This window comes from Sphingomonas sp. DBB INV C78, assembly GCF_042693015.1.
Lineage (GTDB): Bacteria > Pseudomonadota > Alphaproteobacteria > Sphingomonadales > Sphingomonadaceae > Sphingomonas_E.
In genome coordinates this window covers 2,263,604-2,288,263 of record NZ_CP170544.1, presented here as the reverse complement: position 1 = coordinate 2,288,263, position 24,660 = coordinate 2,263,604, and the positions used below count along the sequence as shown (strand labels likewise).

20 protein-coding genes are annotated in these 24,660 nt (G+C 61.7%); 10 read left to right on the top strand and 10 right to left on the bottom strand.

Annotated features, from left to right (window positions below; all coding sequences use genetic code 11):
• The first annotated feature begins 2 nt into the window (after nt 1–2).
• Together ACFB49_RS10885 and ACFB49_RS10880 are read left to right on the top strand one after the other, a co-directional pair.
• Nucleotides 3–866 carry a 2-dehydro-3-deoxygalactonokinase gene (locus tag ACFB49_RS10885; RefSeq protein ID WP_380879324.1) on the top strand — a complete coding sequence of 288 codons (864 nt, stop codon included), beginning with the start codon at nt 3–5 and terminating at the stop codon, nt 864–866.
• Nucleotides 863–1,492: a 2-dehydro-3-deoxy-6-phosphogalactonate aldolase gene (locus ACFB49_RS10880; RefSeq protein WP_380879322.1), complete on the top strand. Its 630-nt coding sequence runs from the start codon at nt 863–865 to the stop codon at nt 1,490–1,492. Before ACFB49_RS10885 ends, ACFB49_RS10880 begins: the two co-directional genes overlap by 4 nt.
• Nucleotides 1,493–1,633: 141 nt before the next feature.
• On the opposite strand, the gene ACFB49_RS10875 is transcribed toward ACFB49_RS10880, so the two are convergent.
• Together ACFB49_RS10875 and ACFB49_RS10870 are read right to left on the bottom strand one after the other, a co-directional pair.
• Nucleotides 1,634–1,942: a hypothetical protein gene (locus ACFB49_RS10875; protein ID WP_380879320.1), complete on the bottom strand. Its 309-nt coding sequence runs from the start codon at nt 1,940–1,942 to the stop codon at nt 1,634–1,636.
• A 184-nt stretch (nt 1,943–2,126) separates the two neighbouring features.
• A complete protein-coding gene (locus ACFB49_RS10870) occupies nt 2,127–3,662 on the bottom strand; it encodes a hypothetical protein (RefSeq protein WP_380879318.1) in 1,536 nt (511 codons plus the stop codon).
• Nucleotides 3,663–4,170: 508 nt separating this feature from the next.
• On the opposite strand from ACFB49_RS10870, the gene ACFB49_RS10865 reads away from it, so the two are divergent.
• The 3 genes from ACFB49_RS10865 to ACFB49_RS10855 all read left to right on the top strand — a co-directional run bounded on the left by ACFB49_RS10865 (nt 4,171) and on the right by ACFB49_RS10855 (nt 6,962).
• The gene (locus ACFB49_RS10865; protein WP_380879316.1) at nt 4,171–4,950 is read left to right on the top strand and encodes an SDR family NAD(P)-dependent oxidoreductase; all 780 of its coding nucleotides are present in this window, start codon (nt 4,171–4,173) and stop codon (nt 4,948–4,950) included.
• A 320-nt stretch (nt 4,951–5,270) separates the two neighbouring features.
• Nucleotides 5,271–6,059, top strand: a complete 789-nt coding sequence (locus ACFB49_RS10860) for a cyclase family protein (protein WP_380879314.1) — start codon at nt 5,271–5,273, stop codon at nt 6,057–6,059.
• A 255-nt stretch (nt 6,060–6,314) separates the two neighbouring features.
• Entirely contained in the window at nt 6,315–6,962 is a 648-nt protein-coding gene (locus ACFB49_RS10855; RefSeq protein ID WP_380879312.1) for a TetR/AcrR family transcriptional regulator, read from the top strand.
• Nucleotides 6,963–7,361: 399 nt separating this feature from the next.
• Here the strand turns inward: ACFB49_RS10855 and ACFB49_RS10850 are convergent, their stop codons facing one another.
• From ACFB49_RS10850 to ACFB49_RS10835, 4 genes are all read right to left on the bottom strand, one after another.
• Entirely contained in the window at nt 7,362–9,140 is a 1,779-nt protein-coding gene (locus ACFB49_RS10850) for an FAD-binding protein (RefSeq protein ID WP_380879310.1), read from the bottom strand.
• A gap of 454 nt (nt 9,141–9,594) precedes the next feature.
• On the bottom strand, nt 9,595–10,314 hold the full coding sequence (locus ACFB49_RS10845; RefSeq protein WP_380879308.1) for a TetR/AcrR family transcriptional regulator: 720 nt from the start codon (nt 10,312–10,314) through the stop codon (nt 9,595–9,597).
• A 582-nt stretch (nt 10,315–10,896) separates the two neighbouring features.
• The gene (locus tag ACFB49_RS10840) at nt 10,897–12,201 is read right to left on the bottom strand and encodes an NtaA/DmoA family FMN-dependent monooxygenase (RefSeq protein ID WP_380879306.1); all 1,305 of its coding nucleotides are present in this window, start codon (nt 12,199–12,201) and stop codon (nt 10,897–10,899) included.
• A 206-nt stretch (nt 12,202–12,407) separates the two neighbouring features.
• The gene (locus ACFB49_RS10835; protein WP_380879304.1) at nt 12,408–13,679 is read right to left on the bottom strand and encodes an MFS transporter; all 1,272 of its coding nucleotides are present in this window, start codon (nt 13,677–13,679) and stop codon (nt 12,408–12,410) included.
• A gap of 214 nt (nt 13,680–13,893) precedes the next feature.
• On the opposite strand from ACFB49_RS10835, the gene ACFB49_RS10830 reads away from it, so the two are divergent.
• On the top strand, nt 13,894–14,475 hold the full coding sequence (locus ACFB49_RS10830; RefSeq protein ID WP_380879302.1) for a nitroreductase family protein: 582 nt from the start codon (nt 13,894–13,896) through the stop codon (nt 14,473–14,475).
• 34 nt (nt 14,476–14,509) lie between these two features.
• Here ACFB49_RS10830 and ACFB49_RS10825 read toward each other — a convergent pair whose 3' ends face one another.
• From ACFB49_RS10825 to ACFB49_RS10815, 3 genes are all read right to left on the bottom strand, one after another.
• Nucleotides 14,510–14,914: a VOC family protein gene (locus ACFB49_RS10825; RefSeq protein ID WP_380879300.1), complete on the bottom strand. Its 405-nt coding sequence runs from the start codon at nt 14,912–14,914 to the stop codon at nt 14,510–14,512.
• Between the two features lie 56 nt (nt 14,915–14,970).
• Complete coding sequence (locus ACFB49_RS10820; protein ID WP_380879298.1) at nt 14,971–17,475, bottom strand: TonB-dependent receptor; 2,505 nt, start codon at nt 17,473–17,475, stop codon at nt 14,971–14,973.
• 362 nt (nt 17,476–17,837) lie between these two features.
• Nucleotides 17,838–18,896 (bottom strand): hypothetical protein, encoded by a 1,059-nt coding sequence (locus ACFB49_RS10815; protein ID WP_380879296.1) that lies wholly within the window; start codon nt 18,894–18,896, stop codon nt 17,838–17,840.
• Between the two features lie 229 nt (nt 18,897–19,125).
• Here ACFB49_RS10815 and ACFB49_RS10810 point away from each other — a divergent pair, with 229 nt between their 5' ends.
• Entirely contained in the window at nt 19,126–20,094 is a 969-nt protein-coding gene (locus ACFB49_RS10810) for a phytanoyl-CoA dioxygenase family protein (protein WP_380879295.1), read from the top strand.
• Nucleotides 20,095–20,301: 207 nt separating this feature from the next.
• On the opposite strand, the gene ACFB49_RS10805 is transcribed toward ACFB49_RS10810, so the two are convergent.
• A complete protein-coding gene (locus ACFB49_RS10805) occupies nt 20,302–22,536 on the bottom strand; it encodes a beta-glucosidase (protein WP_380879293.1) in 2,235 nt (744 codons plus the stop codon).
• Nucleotides 22,537–22,891: 355 nt separating this feature from the next.
• Here ACFB49_RS10805 and ACFB49_RS10800 point away from each other — a divergent pair, with 355 nt between their 5' ends.
• From ACFB49_RS10800 to ACFB49_RS10790, 3 genes are all read left to right on the top strand, one after another.
• Nucleotides 22,892–23,533, top strand: coding sequence for a TetR/AcrR family transcriptional regulator (locus ACFB49_RS10800; protein ID WP_380879291.1), 642 nt, complete (start codon nt 22,892–22,894; stop codon nt 23,531–23,533).
• Nucleotides 23,534–23,625: 92 nt separating this feature from the next.
• Nucleotides 23,626–23,940, top strand: a complete 315-nt coding sequence (locus ACFB49_RS10795) for a hypothetical protein (RefSeq protein WP_380879289.1) — start codon at nt 23,626–23,628, stop codon at nt 23,938–23,940.
• A gap of 282 nt (nt 23,941–24,222) precedes the next feature.
• Nucleotides 24,223–24,624, top strand: coding sequence for a VOC family protein (locus tag ACFB49_RS10790; protein ID WP_380879287.1), 402 nt, complete (start codon nt 24,223–24,225; stop codon nt 24,622–24,624).
• The last annotated feature ends 36 nt before the right edge of the window (nt 24,625–24,660 follow it).

The following is a 24,660-nucleotide window of genomic DNA, read 5'->3' as shown; positions in this document are numbered from 1 at the left end:
GCATGCCCGCCTTTCTTGCCATAGACTGGGGGACCACCCATCGGCGCGCCTACCGGATCGAAGGCGGTACGGTTGCCGCCGCTGTCGGGGACGGGCGTGGTGCGAAATTCCTGTCCCGTCCGGACTATCCTGCGGAACTTGCAACGATACGCGACCAGCTCGGCGATCTGCCGGCGCTGCTCGTCGGCATGGTCGGCTCAAGTCTGGGATGGCAGGAGGTTCCCTATCTGGCCCTGCCGGCCGATATCGGCGATCTCGGGCGCAACCTTCACCCGGTCGAGCATCGAACGGCAATCGTGCCGGGCTTGATGGTCGACCAGGACAAGCGGTTTGACGTGATGCGCGGCGAGGAGGTCCAGATACTCGGCAGCATCGCATCGGGCGACCTTCCGCCGGACGCGCTGGTCTGCCAGCCAGGCACGCATTGCAAATGGGTCCGGGTCCGAGAGGGCAAGATCAGCGATTTCACGACCGCCATGACCGGCGAGATGTTCGCTCTCCTGAAGACGCAAAGCCTGCTTGCCCCGCAGCTGGTCGAACAGCCATTGGACGACGGCGCCTTTTGCGAAGGCGTCCTCGCAGGCGCCGGGGGGGACCTTCTGGGCGCACTGTTCGGTGTCCGGGCCGCGGCGGTCCTCGGCAAGCGCGATCGTCAGGCATCGGCAAGCTATGCGAGCGGCCTGCTGATCGGAAGCGACGTCGCTGCCCGCTTTGTCTCCGGGCAAATCGTCTACCTCATCGCCGATGCGGAGCTGGGATCTTTATATGCCCGTGCCATCGGCCTTCTCGGCGGGGACCCTCGCCATATCGACAGCCAGACCGCCTTCGTCGCCGGAGCGACCGCTATCCAAGAGATGTCATCATGACCGCAATATCTTCGTTCGAAGCTGGCTTTGCCGCCTGTCCGCTTGTCGCGATCCTGCGCGGGGTCCAGCCGGATGAGGTTGTCTCGATAGGCGAAGCCCTGGTCGGAGCGGGCATCCGCCTCATCGAAGTGCCCCTCAACTCGCCCGATCCGCTGGACAGTATCGCGTCACTTGCCAAGGCGATGGCCGGCCGTGCGATCATCGGCGCCGGAACGGTCCTCGACACCGGGGCCGTCGAAGCTGTCGGAAAGGTCGGCGGTACGCTCATAGTTGCACCAAATGCCGATGAAGACGTAGTCGCCTCCGCAAGGGCGAGAGGCATGATTGCCATTCCCGGCTTCGCGACGGCTACCGAGGCTTTCCGCATGCTGCGCGCAGGGGCGACGGCCCTCAAGCTCTTTCCCGCCGAAGCGGTGCGTCCGGCCGTCGTTTCCGCGATGCGCGCGGTGTTGCCCGAAGGCACCCGGATCCTTCCCGTCGGCGGGATCAGCGTCGAAACGATGGCGCCGTGGCTAAAGGCCGGCGCGGCCGGTTTCGGGCTCGGCTCAGCGCTCTACAAGCCAGGCATGACGGCCAAGGAAGTGAGCGCAAACGCGCATGCCCTGGTAAAAGCCGTGAGGGCTTGAGCGCCCGACCGGTTCGCCGTTCCAGCTAAAAGCCCTGGACGGGGCCCCGCCCGCATTAGCGGGCCGGGATGGCTTTGTTCGAAAAAAAAGCGCCAGTCCGAGCCTCAGGCAAGGACCGGCGCGAGGCTGCCGGGCAGTTTGTTATTTACCGAGCTTTGCAAAATCGGCGTCGATCGCAGCGAGCCGGGCGTCGGTCACTTCGTCAGGAGCATATTGCTGGATGGCCTTCAGGGTCATGGCGCGCGCCATGTCGACCTGATCGCTCGTGGTCATTCCCGGAATATGCTTTTCGACGATGGCCTTTGCGGCCGGATCATCGAGAATGTCGCCAAATTCGGTCTCACTAGTCGAGAATTTGGCGCTTGAAACCGCCGTGCTGCTGGCCTGGGCATGGGCCATGACCGGGGTCACGCCGAGCAGAAGAAGCGCGGCAATAGCTGAAACTCGCATGAATTCAGGTCCTCTCCATTCAACGCACTCTATATTGCACAGTTGTGTCCAAATTACAAGATGGCGGCTTGGACGGCCGGGAGGCCGCGGCGGGGCGGGGGCGTCCCGTGGTCGTCTTGCCAGGCCGCATCGTCCTGCCGGGCCAACGCAGGCTCGAGGCCCAGGCCGAAAGGCGGCGCCGCTCCTATTGCGAAGACGAAACCGAGATCGACACCAGCTCGATCGATGGTGGGGCGAGAATCTGGGAGATTTTCAGGGCGCTTCCCTTGACCGTCACGGTGCTCAACAACCGATAGTCCCACACATCGCTGATCCTGTAGCGCTCCACCCGATACAACTTGTTGGCCTCGAGGCCGGTGACGCGAAGATCAAAACCGTCGTTGCGCTCGTAGGTGATCGCGCGGCGCGGCAGGAGGTTGATAGCGTAGCCGCCGCCTTCGATCCTGTCGCCCGTCGGCCTCGGGCCCCGGAGGCTGGCCGGGACCTCATAGTTGCTGATAATGATGTTGATCGCCTGACCATCGGCAGATTTTCCGGCCTGGACGGCAAAACCATAGGTGTCGGCACCCTGGACAGACAGCCGGATCGGCGTGTCCTTCATCTTGCCCAGGACTATGAGCGCCTGGCCCATCTTGTTGGACGTCTTGCCGTCCTCCCCAAAAAGATTGGGGGCCATGTAGAAGGTCTGATCATCGATCGGCGAATCCTGCATGTAGATGATCGCCGATGCTGTGAAGGCCGCGCGTCCGCCCAGCGTCAGAAGCTCCGGATTGATACCGAGGACGTTCCACTCGCTCATGATGATGCTGGTCTTCTGGAACCCATGGGAATCGAGAAGCTTCCGCATGTCCTCGCCCAGGCGCACGTAAAGATAAGGGTCCGCCGCATCGACATTATAGTCGTGGAAGGTCCAGAAATCCAACGGCAGCCGATTGGCGCGCAGATACTTCAGGAAGCTCTCCCGATAATCCGGCCCGTTGTGGGTGAACATCAGCGCGGGGCCGCCGATCAGGGCATCCCTGTCCGCAGATTTTACGGCAGCGGCGAGCTTTCCATAAAGCTTGTAATATTTAAGAGGATCGAACCTGCCATCAGGCTCGTTCAGAACCTCCCAATATTTGACATTATAATGGAATCCCTGATTCCAGCCTTTGTTGTAATGCAGGACAACATGACGGGCTATGTCCGCATAATGCTCAAAGTCGCTTTCTGTCGTGAAGGCATTCGGCACTCCGCTGCGCTCGCCTGCACTCGCGCCAATCCGGAACAAGGCTCGCCCGCCGATGTCGTAGATCGACTTCATCAGTCGGTCGGTCGGTCCGAAATTATAGTTGGCCGGATGTGATGGATCCGCGGCCAGATTGGGAAACATCACGAGAGCATTGAGCGACGACGCCGGCACAACCGTTCCGTCGGCCATAAGGCGCGTGCCCTGGAAGTTTGCGTAGATATCGCCCGTACCATAATTGTCGTGGATCCGGACGAGATCGACGTTCGCCTGGCGGTACCCGGCCGAAGCATCGGCGCCCAGCGAGCGGTAACCCGTTCGGTCGGAAACCTCGACCTCGTCGCTCAGCCTTTCGACGGCGGGCCGGTCGCTCCAGGGCAGCGGCCCCGAATTGACGCCACGCAACGCTTTCATCGGTCCGAGGGATTTCGCCGCATCGACCGTCACCGTCCGCAAGGCCGGCGGGACGGCGTCACTGATTTGCTGGGCCACGGCGGATGTTCCCAGAGAGATCAGACAGGCAAAAGCCGTTATCCGGGCCAGATGGGATTTCTTCGGCATGCCGATTGCTCCTGTCTCTTTCTGTTTTCAGTTGGCACGATCGAGGCGGCGCAAAGCCGATTCGGGCCGCCTGCCCGATACTCCCTTCATGTAAGTGAGTAATCAATTACTATTGAGCGGGCGCTGAGGACGAGGTAGGCAGGGATCGCAAGCCCGGGGATGCATCCTCCGCGATCCACATCGTGGAACGGGTCGTTGAGCTCCATCCCCTGCTGTAAGTATATACTTACAGGGTGCCCGCCCACAGACGAAGCAGTTCAGACGGTAAAGAAGGGAGCCAAAACGCCCAAACAGCTCGTCAACGCATGCGCAGTTGAAGGCGATTTTGAGAACGATCAATCCGCCATGATCTCCGCGCTGGAGCGCGCTTCAAGCCATCGGCTCGCGCGACCCTGCGAGAGCGCTGTGTCGATCAACCGTCTTTTGTCCGGAGGAAAATATGATCAATTCCCGTCTCATCGGCCGTCGCATCATCGTGTTCGGCAGCGCCACAGGCATAGGTGCCGCAACAGTTGCACGGCTGGTGGCGGAGGGCGCGCGGGTATGCGCCGCCGACATTAATTTCGAAGGCGCGACCAAGGTCGCAGAGGCGGCGGGTGGGGAAACCTTCGCGGTTCATGTCGATATCGCTGACGAGACCTCGGTCACTCAGGCTGTGAACGCGGTGGTGGAACGTTTCGGCGGGCTGGATGGCGCGCACATCAATGCGGCGGACCTGCGCGTCATCCTTCAGGACAGCGACGCGCTCAATGTCGATCTCGACGTGTTCGACCGGACAGTGGCGGTCAACCTGCGGGGGCACTTGCTGTGCACGCGTGCGGTCCTTCCGCACCTTCTCAAGAATAAAGCCTCCGCCATCGTCTACACGAGTTCGGGATCCGCTCAGGGGGCGGAGCCGACCCGTCCTTCCTATGCCATGACGAAAGCGGGCGTAAACGCGCTGATGCGGCATGTCGCTTCGCGCTGGGGCCGGGAAGGGGTGACGGCGAATGTTCTTGCCCCGGGCTTCACGGTCACCGGCGAGATGAAAAGCCAGATGGAAGCCAATCCCGAGGAGGCGGGCAAATGGGCGGACTTTTTCATGGCGCGCACACCGCATACCCGGCTTGGTGAATCGGAAGACCATGCGGGGGTGGTGGCCTTGCTCCTCTCCGATGACGGGCGATGGATCAACGGTGCCATAGTCGACGTCAATGGCGGTTCCCTGATGCGTGGCTGAGGGCGCTCGCGCCGGCCGGACCCGACACCTGGCAGATGTCCGGCGCTCGGTCTGCGGGCATAATAGCCGATCGGATGCCTCAGATCATGAACCGACCATGCGAGGTGTGCTCATGACGATGGATCAATATCGGGAAGGATGAAGATGCCCGCTGCAACGGCATTCGATTGCCGGATGACGATCGCGCTTGGAGAACAAGCGCGGATGGATCGAGGTCGACGTCCTGAAAATCCACGTTCATGCGGTCGGCGCCCTGGATCTGCTCTGACGTCAAACGGCGATTTCAAAGCGAAAGGATCGCCATGATAGATCGTCGGGACATGCTGGCCCTGAGCGTGCTGAGCGTGCTCGTACCGGGCGGCGGAGGCGGGCGAGCCAAAGCCGAAGCCGGGACTCCGGATATGACCACCCGGCCGCTTCATGGTCGAAATCTCACCGTTCTCGACCTCACCCACAAGTTGACGCGCGCCTTCGCCTTCACCCCTGACCGTTTGTCCGTGCAAGCGGTCGACGGCTCGGGAAAAGCGGCCGGCATGGCCCTAAACCGGATTTCGTTCGTCGAACATACGGGCACTCATCTCGATGCCCCGCGCCACTTCGCCCCGGAAGGAGCTTCGGTCGGCGACCTGCCCGTCAGCGAATTGATCGGCCCCCTTGTGGTGATCGATATAAGCGCAAAGGTGAAGGCGGATCGCGGGGCACGGATAATGCCCGACGATGTTGCCGACTGGGAGCGACAATATGGTCCCATCCCGGCCGATGCTTGCGTCGCTATGTCGTCCGGCTGGGATCCGCTGGCGGAATTGCGCCGCTTTGGCAGCCTGCCACCGACGGAGCGACGCAAAAGCCCGGGCTTTAGCGCTGAAGTCCTTCCCTTGCTGATTGCGCGCGGGGTGCGTGGAATAGGCGTGGATACGCTGTCGCTCGATGCCGGTGAGTCCATGCCCGCTTTTCCGGTGCATCAGGCCTGGCTCCGAAGTGGCCGGTGGGGTTTGGAGGCGTTGGCCAATCTCAACCGGGCGCCGCCCTCGGGCGGCCTGGTGTTCGTCGGAGTTCCGCCAATCGAAGCAGCGACAGGCATGCCTGCTCGGGTTGTCGCATTGTTCTAGCGCCAGTTCGAAGCGTATCGGCTGCCTCTTTTTCTGTTCGCTCTTGCAGGTGGAACGTACCGAGGGCCTGGTCCTCTATCGCCTGATTATCGTTGCACGTTTTCGGGTCGAGCACGCCTGTATCGGCTTGGCGTCAAAAGTTCAGTGGGTACTCACTATAAGGAGAGATGGTTGGCGGGGCTCAGGGTGGAAAGGGAACGCGGCACACGATCTCGGTCAGACCGCCCAACGTCGCGAGCGACCGCGCGGAGCCTCGTGACGCGCGCCAGACTGATCCGTGTCGCCGAGTGCCTGTTCGCCGAAAAAGGCGTGCAGTCGGTCTCGCTCAACGAGATTAACAAGGTGGCCGAGCAGCGTCACGGCAGCGCCTGCCAATATCATTTCGGAAACAAGAAGGGCCTGATCCAGGCGATTCTGGACAAGCATGGTCCGGATATTGCCGAAGAGCGTGACCAGAGATTCGACAGGTTATCGCACCATCAGCCCAGAGTTCGACTCGAAGAGGTCGTGGCCGCCCTTGTCGAGCCGGTTGCGACCAAGCTGCTCGACCTTGACGGTGGCAAGGATTTCGTCCGTCTCATTGCCCAAATGATCGCCGTTCCTACGCTTGGCATCCGCACACTCCTTCAACAGTCCTTCGTGACGCCGCGAACGACCTGGCTGAACGAGATGCTGGCTGCTGCGCTCGCTGATCGGGACATTCCGTCTGCGATCGCCGACCAGCGCCTCATGGTCGCGTCCGTCATGCTCTATCACGGCCTAGCCGGCTATTCGTATCTTCTGGAGGCCACGGGCTCGCTCGACGAGCACCACGTCAGGGCATTTTCAGCGGACCTCCAGACCATGGTCACGGCCACCCTTGTTGCGCCAATCCCCAACCTGCTACCCCTCCATGTCGAATGAAATCTCGATGGATGATCTGCTCCTACCGCAATTGTCCCATGTCCAGCGCAGCGCGCTTGCCTGGGGCGATGCCAATCCGGTGTTGCTGCCCGAAGCGGATATTCTCGAGGCCGCTCGTATGAGCACGGGCCAGACGGATTTCGGTCTGGACGATTTTCGCGAGGCCCTCAAGCTACTGCTCGATGCTCCACTGACTGCGACGAGACCATTGCTCGGGGCCTTGTCCCTGTCCGGCCGATCTGGGGAACCGGGGCAGGGGCCGTTTTCCTGTGCCCGCGCGCGGTGCCAAGCGGCATTTCACGCTGCTGGAAGGTGGTGCCCGGGCGCGAAGGGCCGGCAGGATGGACCCGCGGTCGCTCCGCGTTGCCGGCGGATCGCGGTGACACGCCCCACCCGGGCCTAAGCGGGGAACAGGCTCTCCGGCGGATGTGTCACGGCGGGCGACGGAGCGGGGGCTTGCGGCGCAGCGAGGGATCGAGCGGCGCGCCGGCCTGAGAAGATGCAGTCGGCAACCGAGAGACCGCTCACATAGATGTTCGAACAGATACCGACAGCGGTCCGGCCGGCGGCGTACAGACCTGTAATAGGCTTGTCCTGCAAGTCGACGACCGCACCGGTTTTCTCGTCAATTTTCAGGCCACCGAGTGTCAGGACAGGAAGAAAGCCGAGCCTGGCGTCGATCGACATGTTGATGGCATGGAAAGGTGGTTCGATCACTGCGACGATATCCTCTTGCCCTTTGCCGAAGGGATCGCGCTCGCCGGTCTCCGCCAGCAGATTGTACCGTGCAACCGTTGCTTCAAGGCCGTTGGAATCGAGCCCGCATTTTCGCGCGAGCCTCGCGATTGTGGGAGCACTTTTCGATCCCAGCATCATAGCCAGGAGCGCCGGATATCGCTGGAAGCCGAGGATGCTCCTGTCCCGCGCCTGCCGCCTGGCCTCGCGAAACTGCTTGTCGTCCAGGATGATCCAGCAAACACCTTCCCGGTGCTCCACCATCGCCATCCCGATCGATGCGCCGTAAAGCATCTCGTTGACATAGCGATCGCCCTTGCGGTCGACGACGATCCCCTGTGCCCACGCCGTCGGCGGATTGATGAAACGCCATGCGCTGCCATGGTGCAATCTCGAAACCGCCCCGCCGGCGCTCTGGCCGAGGCGAATCCCGCTACCGTCGTCGCCGGGGGTGCCGAGCGGCATTCCCTTCAGATATTTGGGGGCATGATGCGCGACCATCTCGCGGTTGAAGATGAAACCGCCGGCCGAGAGGCACACACCACGACGCGCCCGGATGAATTGCGTTTCCCCGATTGACCGCTCGATCGCGCGCGCGCTGGCGAACAGTCGCCCGGCCAGGCGCGCTATGGCGCCAGCGCCCGGAAGCGATGGGGGTAATCGCTGGATCAGCGCGGTGGCGTGCCGGGTCAGGACTTCGTAGCGCCGGCCCTTGCGGGTACCAGTCGGAACGCGGGTCGCGCGGACACCCACAACCCTGCCCGACGTATCGACGACGAGCTGGCGAACGGTGGTTGAAGTCATGGCAAGCACGCCCGCGCGATCCGCCGACGCGCGCAAGGGATCGTACAAGCCCTTGCCATAGCCCATCGGCGCGTCGAGGCGGTCCACCAATGCCCGATGGCCGCGCGCGGCAGGCCTGGCGAAAGCCTTGTAATCCGGCGCGAGGCTGTTGTCCGAATGATAAAGCGAGTAATCGGTGTGGGGGTAGCTTGTCTTCTTCGCATAGAGCCGCCCTTCGAACCGAACGCCGTGGCGCGCCAGCCACTCTGCGGTTTCCGCACTCTCCGCACAGAATCTGCGCAAGGTGTCGTCGCGCACCACCCCTTGCGTTTCCATGCGCAGATAATTGAACATGTCTTCCGGTGTGTCCTCCACCCCGGCTTCGCGCTGGGCCGGGGTGCCGCCGCCGCCATAGAAGATACCGCCGTTGATCCGTGTCGCTCCGCCGCCCGTAGCCCGGTCCAGCGCCAGCACGGACAGGCCGGCTTCGCGCGCTTCCAGGGCCGCAGCAACGCCAGCCCCGCCATAACCGACGATCACGACGTCCGCCTCGAGGTCCCATGCGAATGCTTCGACCGTGTCGATGAGGAGCGGCGCCTCCACGTCGCTCGACCAGTGGGGAGTGCCAGGGCCAGTTACGTTGTCAGCCTGCCCCGTCATTTTCATTCCTTCCCACTCTCACACAAGGAACTGTGCGTTAAAACGTACAGCATTGTATAATTTAATTGGCAAGCACCTGGCGGCGCTTTATCCGTCCTTCCTCGAGAAGCCGGGGTTCTTAGAAGGGCGGAAATGAGACGACGGCAGGCTGTCGCCGTCGCGACGGGCGACATAAGCGGTGCGCCTTGCCTCTCGACTGATTGCGCCGTTGAGGCTCACAGGCCGAGGAGGAGCGCGCGAGGCCTTCTGCGCGACAACGGCTTCGATCAGCGCGCCCGCCCAGGGGACGAGGTGATCAGACGACAGGTTTGCGACGCGCCATCCGTGACAAGGTAAATGTGCCAGCAGGTCTGGACGGATCTCAGCCGTTTAAACGGGGCGCAGGGAATCCGGGCGGCGAATTGGCCGATGAACGGCCGCTTGGGGAGCGCTCAAAAACTCTTGCCACTTGCCTTCAACGAGCCCGCACCGGGCGACGGGGGGAAGAAGCCTTGGCCGGCGTGGCGGAGGAAAGTTCGCGAATTTCTTCGGAGGTGATCGTTTTGGCCAGATCAACCAGGAATTTGACCGCAATACCTTTTATCTTGGGCATCATGCCGCTCCAAGGCTTGCCATATCCCGCCAGCATGGTCGATCCCTCGATCGAAGCGCTGATATAGACCGATACGATTTCCACTTCATCTGGCGACAGAGCCGGGTTGAGGTCTGCCACAAAACTGGCGATCAATTTGTGGACATATCGATATACGAGCTCGACCCGTTCCGCCACGAACGCGTTATGATTGGCCATGGCCCATAATTCCGTGAACAGGTGGGTCATCTTCTTCGTCTGGATTTCATCCAGACTGCCGCCGATGACGAGGGCGAGCGCTTCATCCGCCGGCATGCCCGAATTGACGATCCGGCGTCTGACCTCTCCCTCGCTCGGGCTGAGCAGTTCCTCCAGAAGCACTTGCACCAGCATTTCCTTGCGCGGAAAATGACGGCTGACATTGCCGACCTTCATCCCGCATTCCGAAGCAATCCGGCGCAGGGTGAAGGCCGAGGCGCCTTCCTCAATGAGGACGTGCAGGGCGGCCTTGAGAATGGCATCGACCGTGTCGGAGCCGCGAGAATAGACCCCTGGCCGAGGTGGCGCAGCGAGCTTGGCCTTCTTCGCTTTTTTCTCGGTCATGTTGCTCCGTAGCCCTGATCCGAATCCATGAAAAGTGATCTACTTCTGCCCGCGGTCCGGCAAAGTGTGAAGCGCGACGTCCGAAGCTTTTTTGCCCACTAAGCCGGTGGCCGAGCGAAAGCCGGCTGCACGTGGAACGGCAGCCGCATTATCGGCAGGTTGTCGCCTGCAACGCCGCAAACTGATGTTCCGGTCGACGCTTGGCCCGACTTGGTCGCACCCTCCGGCCGCCGCCGTGCCGCGACCAGGATCGCGGAAGCGGTAAGAAATTGAGACGAGCACACGTCGTCGCCGTGACCGCAGCGACCAAGCCCTTCGATCCTTCCGTTCGCTGCTACCGGCCACGCTCGATCCAGAGGTTCGGCGGCTGCCCCTCTCTGTCGGATCCCGCCTGCCGCAGCCACACCGGCCAGGGGATCATCAGGGATCTGCGAGAACAGCGTTTCGACATGCCTTTGAGGGAGCGCCCAACTGTTGCCAGTCTGGCGCTCCCTTGGGCGCAGGATATGTGTCATCGCCATCCGGCTCAGCCGATGACCGGACGGCTATGCGGCGTCCCAGGATGGCTGCCGCATGATCCTTTTAAAATTCGCGCAATATTTCGCGCAGCGTGGTTCCGCTATATTCCGTGCGGACGGCGCCCGCCTTTTGCAGCGCGGGAATTACGCCGTTCACCAGATCCGGCAGCTGGCGATTATAGCCTGATCCCTCGATGAGGAAACCGTCGCCGCCGACCTCGTCCATCACGGCCATCAGTTTATCGGCGACCTGTTCGGCCGTGCCGCTGAAATCCATGCCACTTGCGCCCTTGGCCGTGGAAAACAGATCCCGAAGAGACTTGCCTTCCTCGCGCCCCGCTTTCTTCATGTGCTCGAGCGCACTGGTATGGCCACCTGCCACAATGTCTTGCGGAACCGGGGCATCCACGTCGTAGAGCGAGAAGTCCACGTCAAGCGAGGATGAGGCCATGACGATATTGTGCTCGAAGGCCGATTGCTTGTCGGCGTCGCTCATCTCCGGCGGCTCGCCCCCGTCAGGATAGATGTGAACCGGCGTCAGGTAGACGACCTTGATATCGTCGGGATTGCGGCCGAAGGACTCGGCGCGCCGCCGGATATCGTCACGATAGGCCTTCATCCCGGCCACCCCGCCGGTCATCATGCCCAGGATAACTTCAGCATTCTTGGCGGAGAAATCACGCCCACGTTCGGAAGCGCCTGCCTGACAAAGGACCGGATGACCTTGAGGACAACGCAGGGCGTTGAGCGGGCCGCGCGATCGGAAATGCTCGCCTTCGAAATTGATGGTGTGCACCTTGGTGTGATCCACATAGACACCTGTTTCGGTGTTCGCGACCAGGGCACCGTCTTCCCAGGAGTCCCAAAGCTGTCTGGAAAGTTCGACGAACTCGTCGGCAATGTCATAGCGGACCGTCGGCGGAAGCAACTTGTCCATCCCGAAATTCAAGGCGGCATTCTTCTCGCTCGACGTGACCATGTTCCAGCCCGCACGCCCTTTTGTCAGGGAGTCGATGGTGGAGAGCAATCGGGCGAGCAAATAGGGCGGATAGAATGTCGTGGAAGCCGTCGCGATCAGGCCGATGTGGGACGTGTCCTGCGCCATTACGGGCAGCAGCGGAAGCGGATCCAGCTTGGGCGACAGGGTCGCATTTTTCAGGTCGAGTTCCATCGAGCCGCCGTAGCGGTCACCCACGATAAGACTGTCCTCGAATAGGATGAAGTCGAACTTCGCCGCCTCCAGCATCTTTGCGAGTTCTTTGTGATAGGACCCGTCCGTCCATTGCGACCCGAATTCCTTACCGTCCCCTGGCCAGGACGTGGCGCCAAACTTGGTGAAATATCCGAGGTGAAATTTTGTATGCGCCATAGCTTGGACCTCTCTTGTTTAATCTGATCAGTGTCGCCGGCCGGTCCGAAGCAATCCTTGGACGACCTTGCGAAGGCTCATCTCTGAAACCGCATTTCGTGCCGCCCGGCGAACAGGATTCATGGAACTCCAATTGTTGAAATGTATCAACATTTGTCAAGACGGAGAGCGCAGGCTGTTCACAGGGATCAACGCGCCCAGCCGGCTCAGCCCGGCTTCGCGGTCGATAAGGCAGCGCTGGCGAGATCGGCATCTTCTGCCGCCTTGCGCACGAGATGTCGGCTCATCCCGAGGAACGTCGCCGCCGCGACCAGGCATGTCGCGATCAAGGCAGCGAAGGCGGACCCATAGCCTCCTGACAGATCGTGCAGCCAGCCAGTGGCCGGCGCCATCATGAACGTGAAGGGAAGAGTCATGACACCCACCAGGCCGAGAACCTTCGGCAGCGCGTCGATGCCAAAGACCTCAACCACCAGCGCGCTGACAGGCGGGAAAACCGCGGCTCCGCAAAGCCCGATCAGGAAGGCCGACAGGGTGAGGACGGGTAGCCATCCCGTTGCCGCAATCAGCAACCAGGCAAGCGCGAAGCCCATTGCCGCGAGTGCGAGCGTTTTTGCCGAGCCCAGGCGGTCGCAGGCATAACCTGCCAGGAGAGACCCCACGATGCTGGATGCGCCGGAGACGGATAGGAGTATCGCGCCGGTTTCCACGGAGACGCCATATCCTTCGACTATCGGGAGCATATGAGCGGAACCGGCGATTGCCGTGCCATTCAGAATGCCGTCTCCCAGCACGATCAGCCAGAAAAGGGCGCTGCCAAGGATAAGAAACGGTCCGGAGCCCTGGGCAGGCGTCTCGACGATGCCTTGCTCTTCCCGGCACTCCGCCGGTGGATCCTTCACGCCTAGCATCAGCGGTAGCAGCAGCAGGTGAATGGCAGAAATCGACAGGTAGAAGGCGGTCAAGCCATATCGCTGGATGATGCTCACGCCCAGCAACGGTATGAATGTGACGAACAAGGGCAGGTACGCAATTCCCATCACCTTTCCGCGCTCATCGGGATACCAGCCGCTTGCAAGGACCGCGGGCGGCAGGGCTGCAAAAAGGGCAGCTCCCGGACCTATCAACAAGGCGCAGGCAGCGAGCGCGAGCGGCATGGTCGAGGCGTAGGCTAGCGCGACATATCCGAGCAAAGACGTCACGACGCCGACCGACATCACGGATCTCAGGCCGCACCGCGAGATGAGCCCGGCGGTAACCGGACCGAGGGCTGTCATCGAAAAGACCGTGAGCGACAGCCCCATCGTGGCCATCCCCAATGAGGACTGAAAGCGGTCTTGCAGCGCCAGAACGCTGACGCCCAGTCCGCCGAACGCGCATCCCGTCCCGACATTTTGCGCGAGCATGGCGCGAAGCAGCATGCCGCCGCGTCCTTGCAGGCCCATGGCCGGCTGATCGGCGCCCATCTGGTCCGTCATCGTCTAACGCCTTGATCCTACCGGGCCGGGGCCAGGCGTTTCCGGCGGCATGGATATCGATTGCGTTGAAGCGGAATGTGCCGTGGCCTGCATGGGGTTTGCTCCCGAAATCGAGGCCAACTGTTGACAGATGACAACTTTTAGTCAAGCGGATTCATCCGCCGCAGCCACCGGACGTTCGGGGCGGGATATTCAGATGAAGGACAGGGCAGACATGACAACCGGAAGGCAGACCGACACCGCGCTGGAGTCCATGTTCCTCGACCGCTGGTCGCCCCGCGCCTTTGATGCATCGCTCATGCCCGGGAAGGATCTGCGCACCATATTGGACGCAGCGCGCTGGGCGCCGTCATCCTTCAACTATCAGCCCTGGCGCTTCTTGTACGCGACGCGCGATGACACGGCGAACTGGTCGCGATATCTCGATCTCCTGATGCCTTTTAACGCCATCTGGGCAAAGGAAGCATCGGTCCTGCTGTTCATCCTGAGTGAAACCACGATGGGTGCGCCGGACAAGCCGAGCTATTCCCACAGTTTCGACGCAGGCGCCGCCTGGGCGGCCATCGCCCTGCAATCCCATCTGCTTGGCTATCACGCCCATGGAATGGTGGGGATCGAAATGGACCAGACAAGGGCGACACTGCACATTCCCGACGATTTCCGGATCGAGGCTGCAGTGGCGATCGGCCGCCTGGGTGATCCCGCTTCGCTGCCGGAGAAGCTGCAGGCGCGGGAAGTGCCCAGCGGTCGCAAATCCCTCGATGAGATCGCTTATCCGGGCACTTTCCGCGGTTGATCGCCGGCTGCGACGTCGTCGGGTAGCCGGGCCGTCAAATGATCTCGACAATTTCGATCAGATTGCCTTCGATGTCCTTGACGAACGCGACCTTGACGCCATGTTCCGGGCGCGTTTGCGGGGCGTCAACGATTGTCGAACCGGCTGAGACGGCGCGCTTGAGGAAGCCGTCGAGATCGCTGGCCACGAAGCCCAGAATCACGGCTTCCGATGGAGCCCTTGGCGCGTCCAGAAACTTCGTCAGTGTGAACGTTCCGGTTCCGGGAGGATCGGACCGGAAATAGACCTCGCATATTGGCCGACCGGCAATCTGATCCTGGCCGCGCCCTTCTTCCTCGAACCCGCATATGGCGCTGTAGAATTGAGACATGCGATCGAGATCTTCGACAATCAATTTTGTGAAGCCCAGAGGAGCCGCCGGCGCGCGATAATCTGTCATATTGGTCTTCCTGTACGATCTTGTCAGCTCGATCGGGGTTTCGATGAGGATCTGCTTCATCCGCCGAAAGCGTAGCGCAGGCGAAGCCCGTACATCCTGGGCTCCCCATACAAGGTCGCGTTGTAGAATTGCGACGAATAGGTGTTGCTGTTGCTGACCCGATAAAGGTTGTTGGTGAGATTTGTCCCATAGAGACCGATATCCAGACGGCTTCCTGCGACATTGCGCCAGTCAAGCGACAGGTTGAGCGTCCCGAACGCTTCCAGTCGTTCGCCCGGCTTCTGGTCCGGAATGACAACCGTCGCTTCCGTATGCTGCGACGCGCTGTGCGCATAGTTCAGGAATATCGATATCGTGCCGAGATCGTCTCCCAGCGGCTGTTCCGCCGAAACATGGAAGCTGTAGATGTAGGGCGCGACATATTGGAAGGGCAAGCAAGTAAGAACCGCCGTTCCAGGAGGCGTGACAAGGTTGCCGGTGCAGTCCTGGACCGGAACGTTCGGTTGATATTCGTACCGTTTATAGTCGGCGTCCGTGTGGCTGAACGTGCCGCCGATTTCGAGGCCTGGGAAGAGGCTCAGGGACGCTTCCGCCTCGATACCCTGAATCCTTGCATCCGCCTTGAGGATCTGGGCTCCGCCCGCACCCGTCGCGGGATTGAAATCTCCCGTTGCGCGCTGGATATCGCGATAATCGAGATAATAATATGTGGCGTTCAGGCGTGCCGGCATCCCCGCTATGCGGCCGTTCGATTTAAACCCGGTTTCATAGGAGGTGACATATTCGGGCGGAAAGGTGCGGGTGTTGACGAACACTGCATTCGCATTGACGCCCCCGGCCTTGTAACCCCGGCTTATCTTTCCATAGAGCAGCAAGGCCGGGGATAGCCGGTAGTCGAGCCCGATATTCCAGGTCGGAGCATCGGTTTTGAGCCTGGCTTCAAACTGACATCCACTTGGATCGGCGACGATCGAATTGGTGGCCAGGCAGAAGGCGCCTCCGGGAAAGGCCAGATAGTAATTGGACGTGCCATGGATGTCGTCCCAGGTGTGGCGATACCCACCCGTGACTTTCAGGCTTTCGAATGTGTGCGAGATCAGCCCCAGGTCCAAGGTCGCCTGCGCGTAGAGGGCTTTTGACTTGTTGGTGATCGCATAGCGGATGTCATATCCGCTGCAGACGACGTCACTGCCCGTAAAGACGGCCGGACAGAAGCCCACGGTGCCCGCCCCTTGTTCTCCGGACGGGCGCTGATCGTAGAAGAAGACTCCCGTGGTGAAGACGAGTTGCTTGTCGAAGAGACTGCCCTGAAGTTGCAGTTCCTCGGTGAGGACTTTCAGATCATCGCGCGGAATGCGCGCAGCCGTGGCATTGAGATAGGTGATGGGCGTTCCGTCTCCCGGCAAGCTCGCCTGGCCTGGGGCCGGATAATTGCGGGGGTCGCCATCGTCGAACTGGAGCACCGTGCCGTCGCTATCTACGCTGTAGCTGGTCTTGAAGCGTTGATATCCGATAATATTGCGAATGCTCAGCTCATCCGAAAGATGAAGTGTCGACGTGTTGGTGATGCCCCACGTCTTGGTCTTCTGAAAGGAATCCACCCCGTGCGCCGTCTGTCGTGGCCCGCGAGCGGCGGCTTCCGAAGACGCCGCCCGGTACACGTCGCAGGAGGCGATGGCGCCTGGGATGGTCGGACCTTCGTAGCAAAATCCCAGGCCGGGGTCCGAAAGTCCGGCGACGTTGATGGCGTTGCTGACAATGCCTGTCCCGTGGGTGCGGGAGAAGGCGCCATAGGCCATGGTATAGTTCTCGAAATCTTCGGAGAGCTTGAGAGTCAGTCCTGCCCGGCCCGAATACCAATGAAGATTGTCGCGATCGGTGTTCCAGATTACGTCATGCGTATAACCGTCCCGATCCTGATACGCGCCGGCGACGCGAAACAGAACCTTGTCCTCGACAATTGGCAGATTGATCGCGCCTTCAAAGGCTGCATTGTCATAATTGCCAATACTGGCCTGACCATAGCCCTCCAGGCGGTTGGTTGGCTTCTTTGGAACGAGCAGGACGGCACCGCCCGTGGTGTTGCGGCCGAACAGGGTGCCTTGCGGCCCATTCAGGACCTGGACGTTCTCCAGATCCACAAAATTGCCGGCGCCACCCTGTTGCGGAAGGGATATCGGGGCGGGCAGGGGAACTTCGTTCAGATAGACGACCACGCCCGGAGACGCCTGAAACGTGGCCCCCTGCCCGCGGATGGTGAAGCTTTGCGCTTCGCGGGAGGGATTGCCGTTATTGCCGACCACGAGCGACGGTACGGTGGCCTGCAGGTCCTGGGCCTGTGTGACGCCTTGCTGCTGGAGCCGCTCCGGCGTGAAGGCGGTAATCGCGATCGGAACATCCTGGAGCCGCTCGTTGCGACGCTGGGCGGTCACGACGATGTCGCCAGATGAAGCGCTTTCGGCTGTGCTCGGGCCGGCGGGCTCGGGAGCCTGGGCCAGGGCCGGGGCAGCGATCCAGACGGCTGCCGCCCCGGACGTGCACAGAAACAGGCTACGCTTCACAGATCGCATCATTGCTTACCCCCTTTTTGTGACGAAACCTTTTGCCGGGACATCGCAGTGTCCGGCTTTGTTCTGTTGGGCGGCCAGGTCCTGCTCGGGCCTGATATTCTATCCGCCATGTAAGCGCGGCTGCGCACAGGATCCGCGCTCGCCCGACTCAATAGTTGACATCCTTCAACGATTGTCAAGCTGGAAGTGCAGGTGGAGGTTTTCACACAAGTTACGGGAAAGTGGGCAATTTCCGACAGGCACGATTCAGGGCGCGCGGGTGGCCGGCGCGTGCGTTCGCATCAATTGGATGGCAGGCGGGCTCGCTCGTCGGCCCGCCTGTCATCTCTGTTCGGCTGTTCGCTCAGCTGCCGTCAGGCAGCGAGGGCCTCGTCCACATCCGCGGGAATATTGGTGGGTCCGTTCACGGCATAAGCCTGGCTGAGCATGCCAATGAATGCGCGATCATTCATCGGATCCGAGGGCATTTCAAATGCGACGTTCCGCTTGCGCAGGTCATCAGTCAGCATGGTCAGAGCCTGATCATGGCTAATGTCATCGGTGTGATCGAACGCAGTTTTCAGTTCCCGCATGTCCATGAACACACGCGCACCCCAGTGGACGAGCAGGCGCATTTCCTCCGCCGGAATTTGCTGCGTGACATCGCCGAAGGTCTCGATCCGCCAGCCCCCTTCCGCGGTCGGATCGACGCCGAACGTGCTGCTGATGTCGAGCCCGGCAGGGCGGCGCATCGCCAGCGGCCCGGCTGCCTGCGCATGGTGGAACATCATCTCATTCTCAGCCACGACGGCCCGGCCCCACATCGGCGACGTGATCTGCTTGGGCTTTCCCCGCGGGCCGTCCGGCCAGTAATTGAAGCCGCCGCCGATCTTGCCCTTGTAATACCAGCCGGTGACCTGCGCCTTCTTGCTCTGCCAATGACGGAACAATCCCGACTTGGTCATGATCTGGAGAAGCCAGATCGGTGTATTTTCCATGGTCATCCCGCGAAACACCGTGCCGTCCAGATGCGGCGGTCCGCCAATCGGCGTCGGGCCCTGGATGTTGAACAGGAATGTCTCCGGTTCGGCATATTTCGCGCCCCAATAGTTGCGCGTCATGTCGAGAAACTTCGAGTTATAATAACAGTCGTTCAACTCAGGGTAAAAGCACACACCCTGGCGCGCGATATAGCCCCTGAACACACCGGTAATGATCATGTCCCAGGTGAGGGTCATACCTTCCGGAAGCACGCCACCGGTTGCGGCGATGACTTCTTCGGGTGATTTGAAGTTCTCGGCCAGGATAAGTGGCCACGGGCCGTTTTCGCGCACCACCTGGAGGATGCGCTGGTGCTGATCATCGGTATAGGCATTTTCGATCACGTAAGGTGGTGCCACAGGACGAAATTTTTCGGCAAGATCGCTGCTCATGAGGAGCTCCTCGATAGGATGTTTCCGCTCTCGTCCGGCGCGCGAGCCGAGCGGACGCGCGCACGATTCGATGGGCTGGAGATCGGAAGCTGGACCATAAGTTGACGATCGTCAACGGTTCGGAGCGTCTGTCACAATTTCAATGGCACGCCCGCGGCGTCGCTGCCGGGCGGCCAATTGTGCTTCCCCGACTTTCAAAAGGTTGACGATCGTCAACGTTTGAGGTTAAATGGATATCGATTTTGGATCCGACGCTTTCAGTCGTCGCCCGTGCGGCGGGGACGGCGTCAAGAAAGGAGATGTCATGGGCCTTCAAACACTGAATCCGGATTGCACGATCGAGGACATCGTCGCTGCCATGGACAAGGATGGCGCGTGCATTATCAGGGACGTGCTCTCGCCAGAAAAGCTCAAGGCGCTGCAGGCGGATACTGCTCCCTGGATTGAACAGACGGCGGAAGGCCTTGATGACTGGTCCGGCCGCAAGACAAAACGAACCGGTGCCCTGATCGCGCGATGCGCCTCCGTTCGCGAGATTGCCGTCAATCCGCTGATCGTGGGGGCAGCGCAAGCGACCCTCAGTCCTTACTGCTCGAAGATCCAGCTCAATATCACGCAGTTGATCACGATCTTGCCGGGCCAGGGGGTGCAGCCGCTGCATCGGGACCGCTTCGTATGGGGTGGCGATGACAGCGGCGGCGTCATTCCCGAAGGCATAGAACCGCAGTGCAATGGCATCTGGGCCGTGGAAGATTTCACGGAAGAAAATGGCGCCACGCATATCGTTCCGGGCAGCCACAAATGGCCGTTCAGCCGCCAGGCGCGGCGTGATGAAAGCATCCAGGCGGTGATGAAGGCTGGTTCGGTCCTGCTTTACAACGGGACGGTCATTCATAGCGGCGGCGAGAATCGCAGCAACACGCCCCGAAAGGCGCTGAACGTCACCTATACGCTCGGCTGGTTGCGGCAGGAGGAGAATCAATATCTGTCGTGCCCGCCCGAGATCGCGAAAAACTTCGACCAGGAACTGACCGACCTGCTGGGATATTCTTTCGGCAATTATTCTCTGGGCTTTTATACCGATCCCCTGAAGACGGATCAGTTCAGCGACATCGTGCCCCCCGAAGTGGCGCTTGGTCGCTGGCCCCAGGAAATTCCCGAGATGGTGCAGACCGATGCGGTCGCAGAGCCGGGCTGAGCTGCCTGTGGAGCGGCTCGCCATAGAGAGCGGACCGCTCCGACACTTTCAAGGACAGGCCACTGCGCCCATCCTCGTCTTGATGGAGTGGGCGCGTCGCCAGGACCCTCGGCGGCGCTCCATAACGATGTCGCGGGTCCGTCGGTACAAGCCGGGGATGGCGCAGGCGCCCGGTGCGAAATGCGTGGACGATGCGGGAGTGCTTCGTCAGGGACGAAGCCGCGTCGCCTTCAGCCTGACGCGCCGGGTCGGTCCGTCCGCCATCGCGTTATCGGCGGCCTTGATTGTAACCGAGCCGCCAGGCACCTGCCATTGCCCTTGCTCTGCATCGAAGGTGGCGAGGAGGCGAGGGTCCGCGACGATCTCCGCCGTCGCCGACTGGCCGGGGTCGAGCTCTATCCGTTGCCAACCGATCAGGCGCTGGACGATCTCGCCCCGGACGGGGACGAAGGCATAGAATTGCGGAACGACCACGCCGGGACGCCGGCCAGTATTGGTCACCCGGAGGCTCGCCTTCACCGTCGATCCGCCGGAGACCCTGAAGTCGGAATAGCTGAAGCTCGTATAGGTCAGCCCGTAACCGAAGGGGAACAGGGGCCGCGTGCCGCGGAGCGCGTGCCACTTGTAGCCAATGCTGGCTCCCTCGACATCATAGTCGACATCGAAGGGCTCGACATTGCTCGCCAGGCCGTAGGTCGACTGGCCGGTCGCGGTCTGGGCCTGGCGGAGCCCGTCCAGCTCGGGGCGAGCGAGCTGGTCGAGCGACGCCGGAAAGCTGATCGGCAGGCGGCCGGCGGGCGCGACGGCGCCGGTCAGCACCGACGCGATCGCCTCGCCGCCACGCTGGCCGGGAAACCAGGCCTCGACGATCGCCCCCGGCTTTTCGACCCAGGGCATCAGGACGGCACCACCGGTTTGCAGTACCACCACTGTTCGCGGGTTGGCCGAAGCGACGGCCTCAACCAGGGCGTCCTGACCGGCATCCAGGGAGAGTGCCGGCACGTCTTCGGCCTCGGTTCGCCACTGCTCGGCAAAAAGTATGACGATATCAGCACCCCGCGCCGCCTTGGTCGCGAGCGCTATGTCCTTGCCGTCGAGAAAGCTTATGTCGGCTTGGGGCAGCATCTTCCTGAGCGCCGCAAGCGGCGGCGAGGGCATGTAGGTGCGGCGGGCGAAGACGGCAGCCAAGCTTTTGGTGGTCAGCCTTTCTTCCAGCGCGGGCCCGCCAACGGGACGCACCTGCGTTGAACCCGCGCCGGACAGTACGCCAATATCGGCCCGCCCGCCGATAACGAGGATCGACTGGCGTGTGTCGGCCAACGGAAGAAGACCGCGATCATTCTTCAGGAGCACGATACCGGCTTCCGCGCTCTTCCGGGCGATCGTCGCATTCTGCTCGAAGTCGATCGGCCGGGCAGGATCGTCGGGCCGATCGATGACGCCTTCGGCGAGGAGCGAGCGGATGATGCGCCGCGCCATGTCGTCGATGCGCTGCTGGGAGACCTCGCCGGCGGCGACCGCGGCCTTGAGCGGCTCGCCGAAATAGGGCTGCTTGTCGATTTCGGCGCCCGACTGCTGGTCGAGGCCCGCATTGGCTGCCTTGACGGTCGAATGGACATTGCCCCAGTCGGACATCACCCACCCGGGAAACGCCCAGTCGACCTTGAGCACCTTGTTGAGCAGCCAGTCATTCTCGCTGGCATAGTCGCCGTTGACCTTGTTGTAGGCGGTCATCACCGATCCGGGTCTGCCGCGCTCGATGGCGAGCTGGAAGGCGAGGAGGTCCGATTCCCGCGCTGCGGCCTCGCTGATCCGGACGTTCAGGACGTTGCGGCCAGTCTCCTGGTCGTTGACCGCGAAATGCTTGACCGTGGAGACGATGCGATTGCTCTGGACGCCGCGAATATGCTCGCCGCCCATCACGCCCGAGAGAAGCGGATCCTCGCTGAAATATTCGAACGCCCGGCCGTTGCGCGGCTCGCGTACGAGATTGACCCCGCCGGCAAGCATGACGTTGAAGCGCTTGGCCCGTGCCTCGCCGCCGATGAGCTGACCTGCTTGATAGGCGGCCTCGGGCGACCAGGTCGAGGCCAGCGAGAGCGCCGATGGCATTGCGGTCGCGACATCGTCCTTGCGGCCGTTGAGCATATTGCTGACGCCGAGGCTCGCATCGGTCTCGCGGATCGGAGGAATGCCGAGCCGGGCAATACCGGGAACATAGCCCGCGCCGATGACCGCGTCCGCGGGACGCTTGCGCATCAGCATCGGCATGCTGCCCTTGACGAGCGACAGCTTCTCATCGGTGGTCATCCGATCGACCAGGGCGGCTGCGCGGACATCGGCCTCATTGGCAGGGCCGGCTTTGGCGGACGCCGGGCCGGCGATTGCGCCGGCCAGCATCGGAAGGATGGCCCAGCGGCGCGGTCGATGCGTTTTGCCCATTTTCAACTGGTTCCCTGGAAGTCGTGGCGCACGGTCGCCTGTACTTTCGGCCTGACTAGCGCGAGCCGCGGACGCCTTCAAATAAATTGTACGGAACCGTTCGTTTATGAAGCGTGAGCCGGTCCATGGCAACGGCATGAAGCGATCCCCGATCCTCGCATGACGAGGGATCCGGCATCATCTGCTTGCGGCGGGTCTGCTCCGCCAGCCCTCTTCGCCTGTCCTCGCGCCGGATTGCCATAGTCTGGGGGCGATAAGCGCGAGGCGTTCTTCTCTTTGCCCTTGCCCGTCGCGGCCGCCAGCGACACTAAGGCGAGGTCGGTCGACTGGACCGGCGCGATGATCGGTTTGGCGAATGACGAAGATGACGCCCGTTGCAAGGCGTGGACGTCCCACGAAAGAGCAGACGGCCAGGATCAACGATGCGATCACCATGGCCGCGGTCGAGCTCTTTCTCGAGGAGGGCTATTCGGCGACAGCGATGGAGACCGTGGCGGCGCGCGCCGGCGTCTCGAAGGTCACCGTCTACAACCGTTTTCCGACCAAGGCGGATCTGTTTGCCGCCGTTGTCGCCGATCGCGTCGCGGCCTGGTCGGCCGAGGCCGGCAAGCGGGACGCGGAGCTTCCCAAGACACCGCTGGGGCGGCTCGAATATCATGCCCTGGTCATGCTGGATTCCCTCTCGCATCCCGAGATTGCCGCTTTCAGTCGGCTGATTTCGACCGAGCAGCGCCGCTTCCCCGAAGTGGCGCGCATCTATCGCGAACGTGCCTTCGGTTTCGAGGTCGATCTCCTGGCCAAGGAGATCAAGGCGATCGCGGCCGAGCATGGCCGTCGTCCCGGCAATGCACGTAGCGTCGCGCTCGCGCTGATGCAGACGTTGATGGGGTGGGCGAGCATGCAGGAAATGTTCGAGGAGCCCATCGCCGTCGGCGACCGCCGGAAAGCGGTGAGGCGGATCGTGGCCATTCTCGTCGGCGGCGTTGCAGCATGGTGAATCCGGTGCGGAATTCTGTCGATTGATAATTGAACGGTCGCGTGTATTATTTTCGGTGCCGCTCGATTCCGCGGCTCTGGAGATAGTCTGAAATGCTCAAACTGCTCGCGGCATCGGCCGCGCTGATCGCCGCGCCGGTCGTCCTCGCCGCGCCGCTATACGCCCAGGCGGCCGCGCCGGCATCCGCGCTTTCGACCGCTTCCACGACGATTGGCGACCTCATGGACAATGCTGCGGCAAAAGCCGTGCTCGAGAAGCATCTGCCCGATGTCGTCGGCAGCGATCAGATCGAGATGGCCAAGGGCATGACGCTGCGTGACATCCAGCAATATGCCGCCGACGTCGTCACCGACGCCAAGCTCGCCGCGATCGATGCCGATCTCGCCAAGCTGCCCGCCCCCAACTGATTTTCCGGCGGACTACCGGGCCCCGGAGGCCGCATTTCGGGGTTTTGCGGCCGGCGCGCGCGGACGGGGGATCCCGTCCGCGTGGGCCGGCCTTTTCATTGGCGGGGGCGGCGGACGGAAGTCGAAGGGTCCGAACAATCCGGTCTTGTATCACCCGAAAAATGTTGTAAGCGCTCACTCACAAAAATCAATCGGACGGCAAGACCATGTGTCTGCTGCAATTTCGACGTGTGACAGCGGCTTTTTCGCATTCGGACAGCCGCAGGAGAGAAGAGGGTCGGCATGGACGTTCAGGCGGTGCATTTTGGCTTCACGAAGCTGTTGGTCGATGATCTCGAGGGCGTCGCGACATTCTACAAGTCCGTATGCGAGCTCACCGAGCTCTATCGTGTCGAAGCCGATCTCGCCGGGCGACCCATCAGCGAGATCCTGTTCAATGTGACCGGCGCTGGCGCTGCGACATTCGCCCTGCTGAAGTTTATCGGCGCGCCAAAGCCGACCAATGACGAGGTCATTCTCGGATTTGTCACCACGGACGTGGTGGCCTTTGTCGAACGCGCATTGGCGGCAGGCGGCACGCTCGTTCGTGAGGTCCATGCGCAGCCGGAGCATGGGGTGAAGGTGGCTTTCGTCACCGATGTCGAAGGCCATCTCATCGAAGTGGTCGAGCTGCTGCCCGCCTGACACGAAGCTGCTCCGCCGAGATCGGCGCTTTTCATT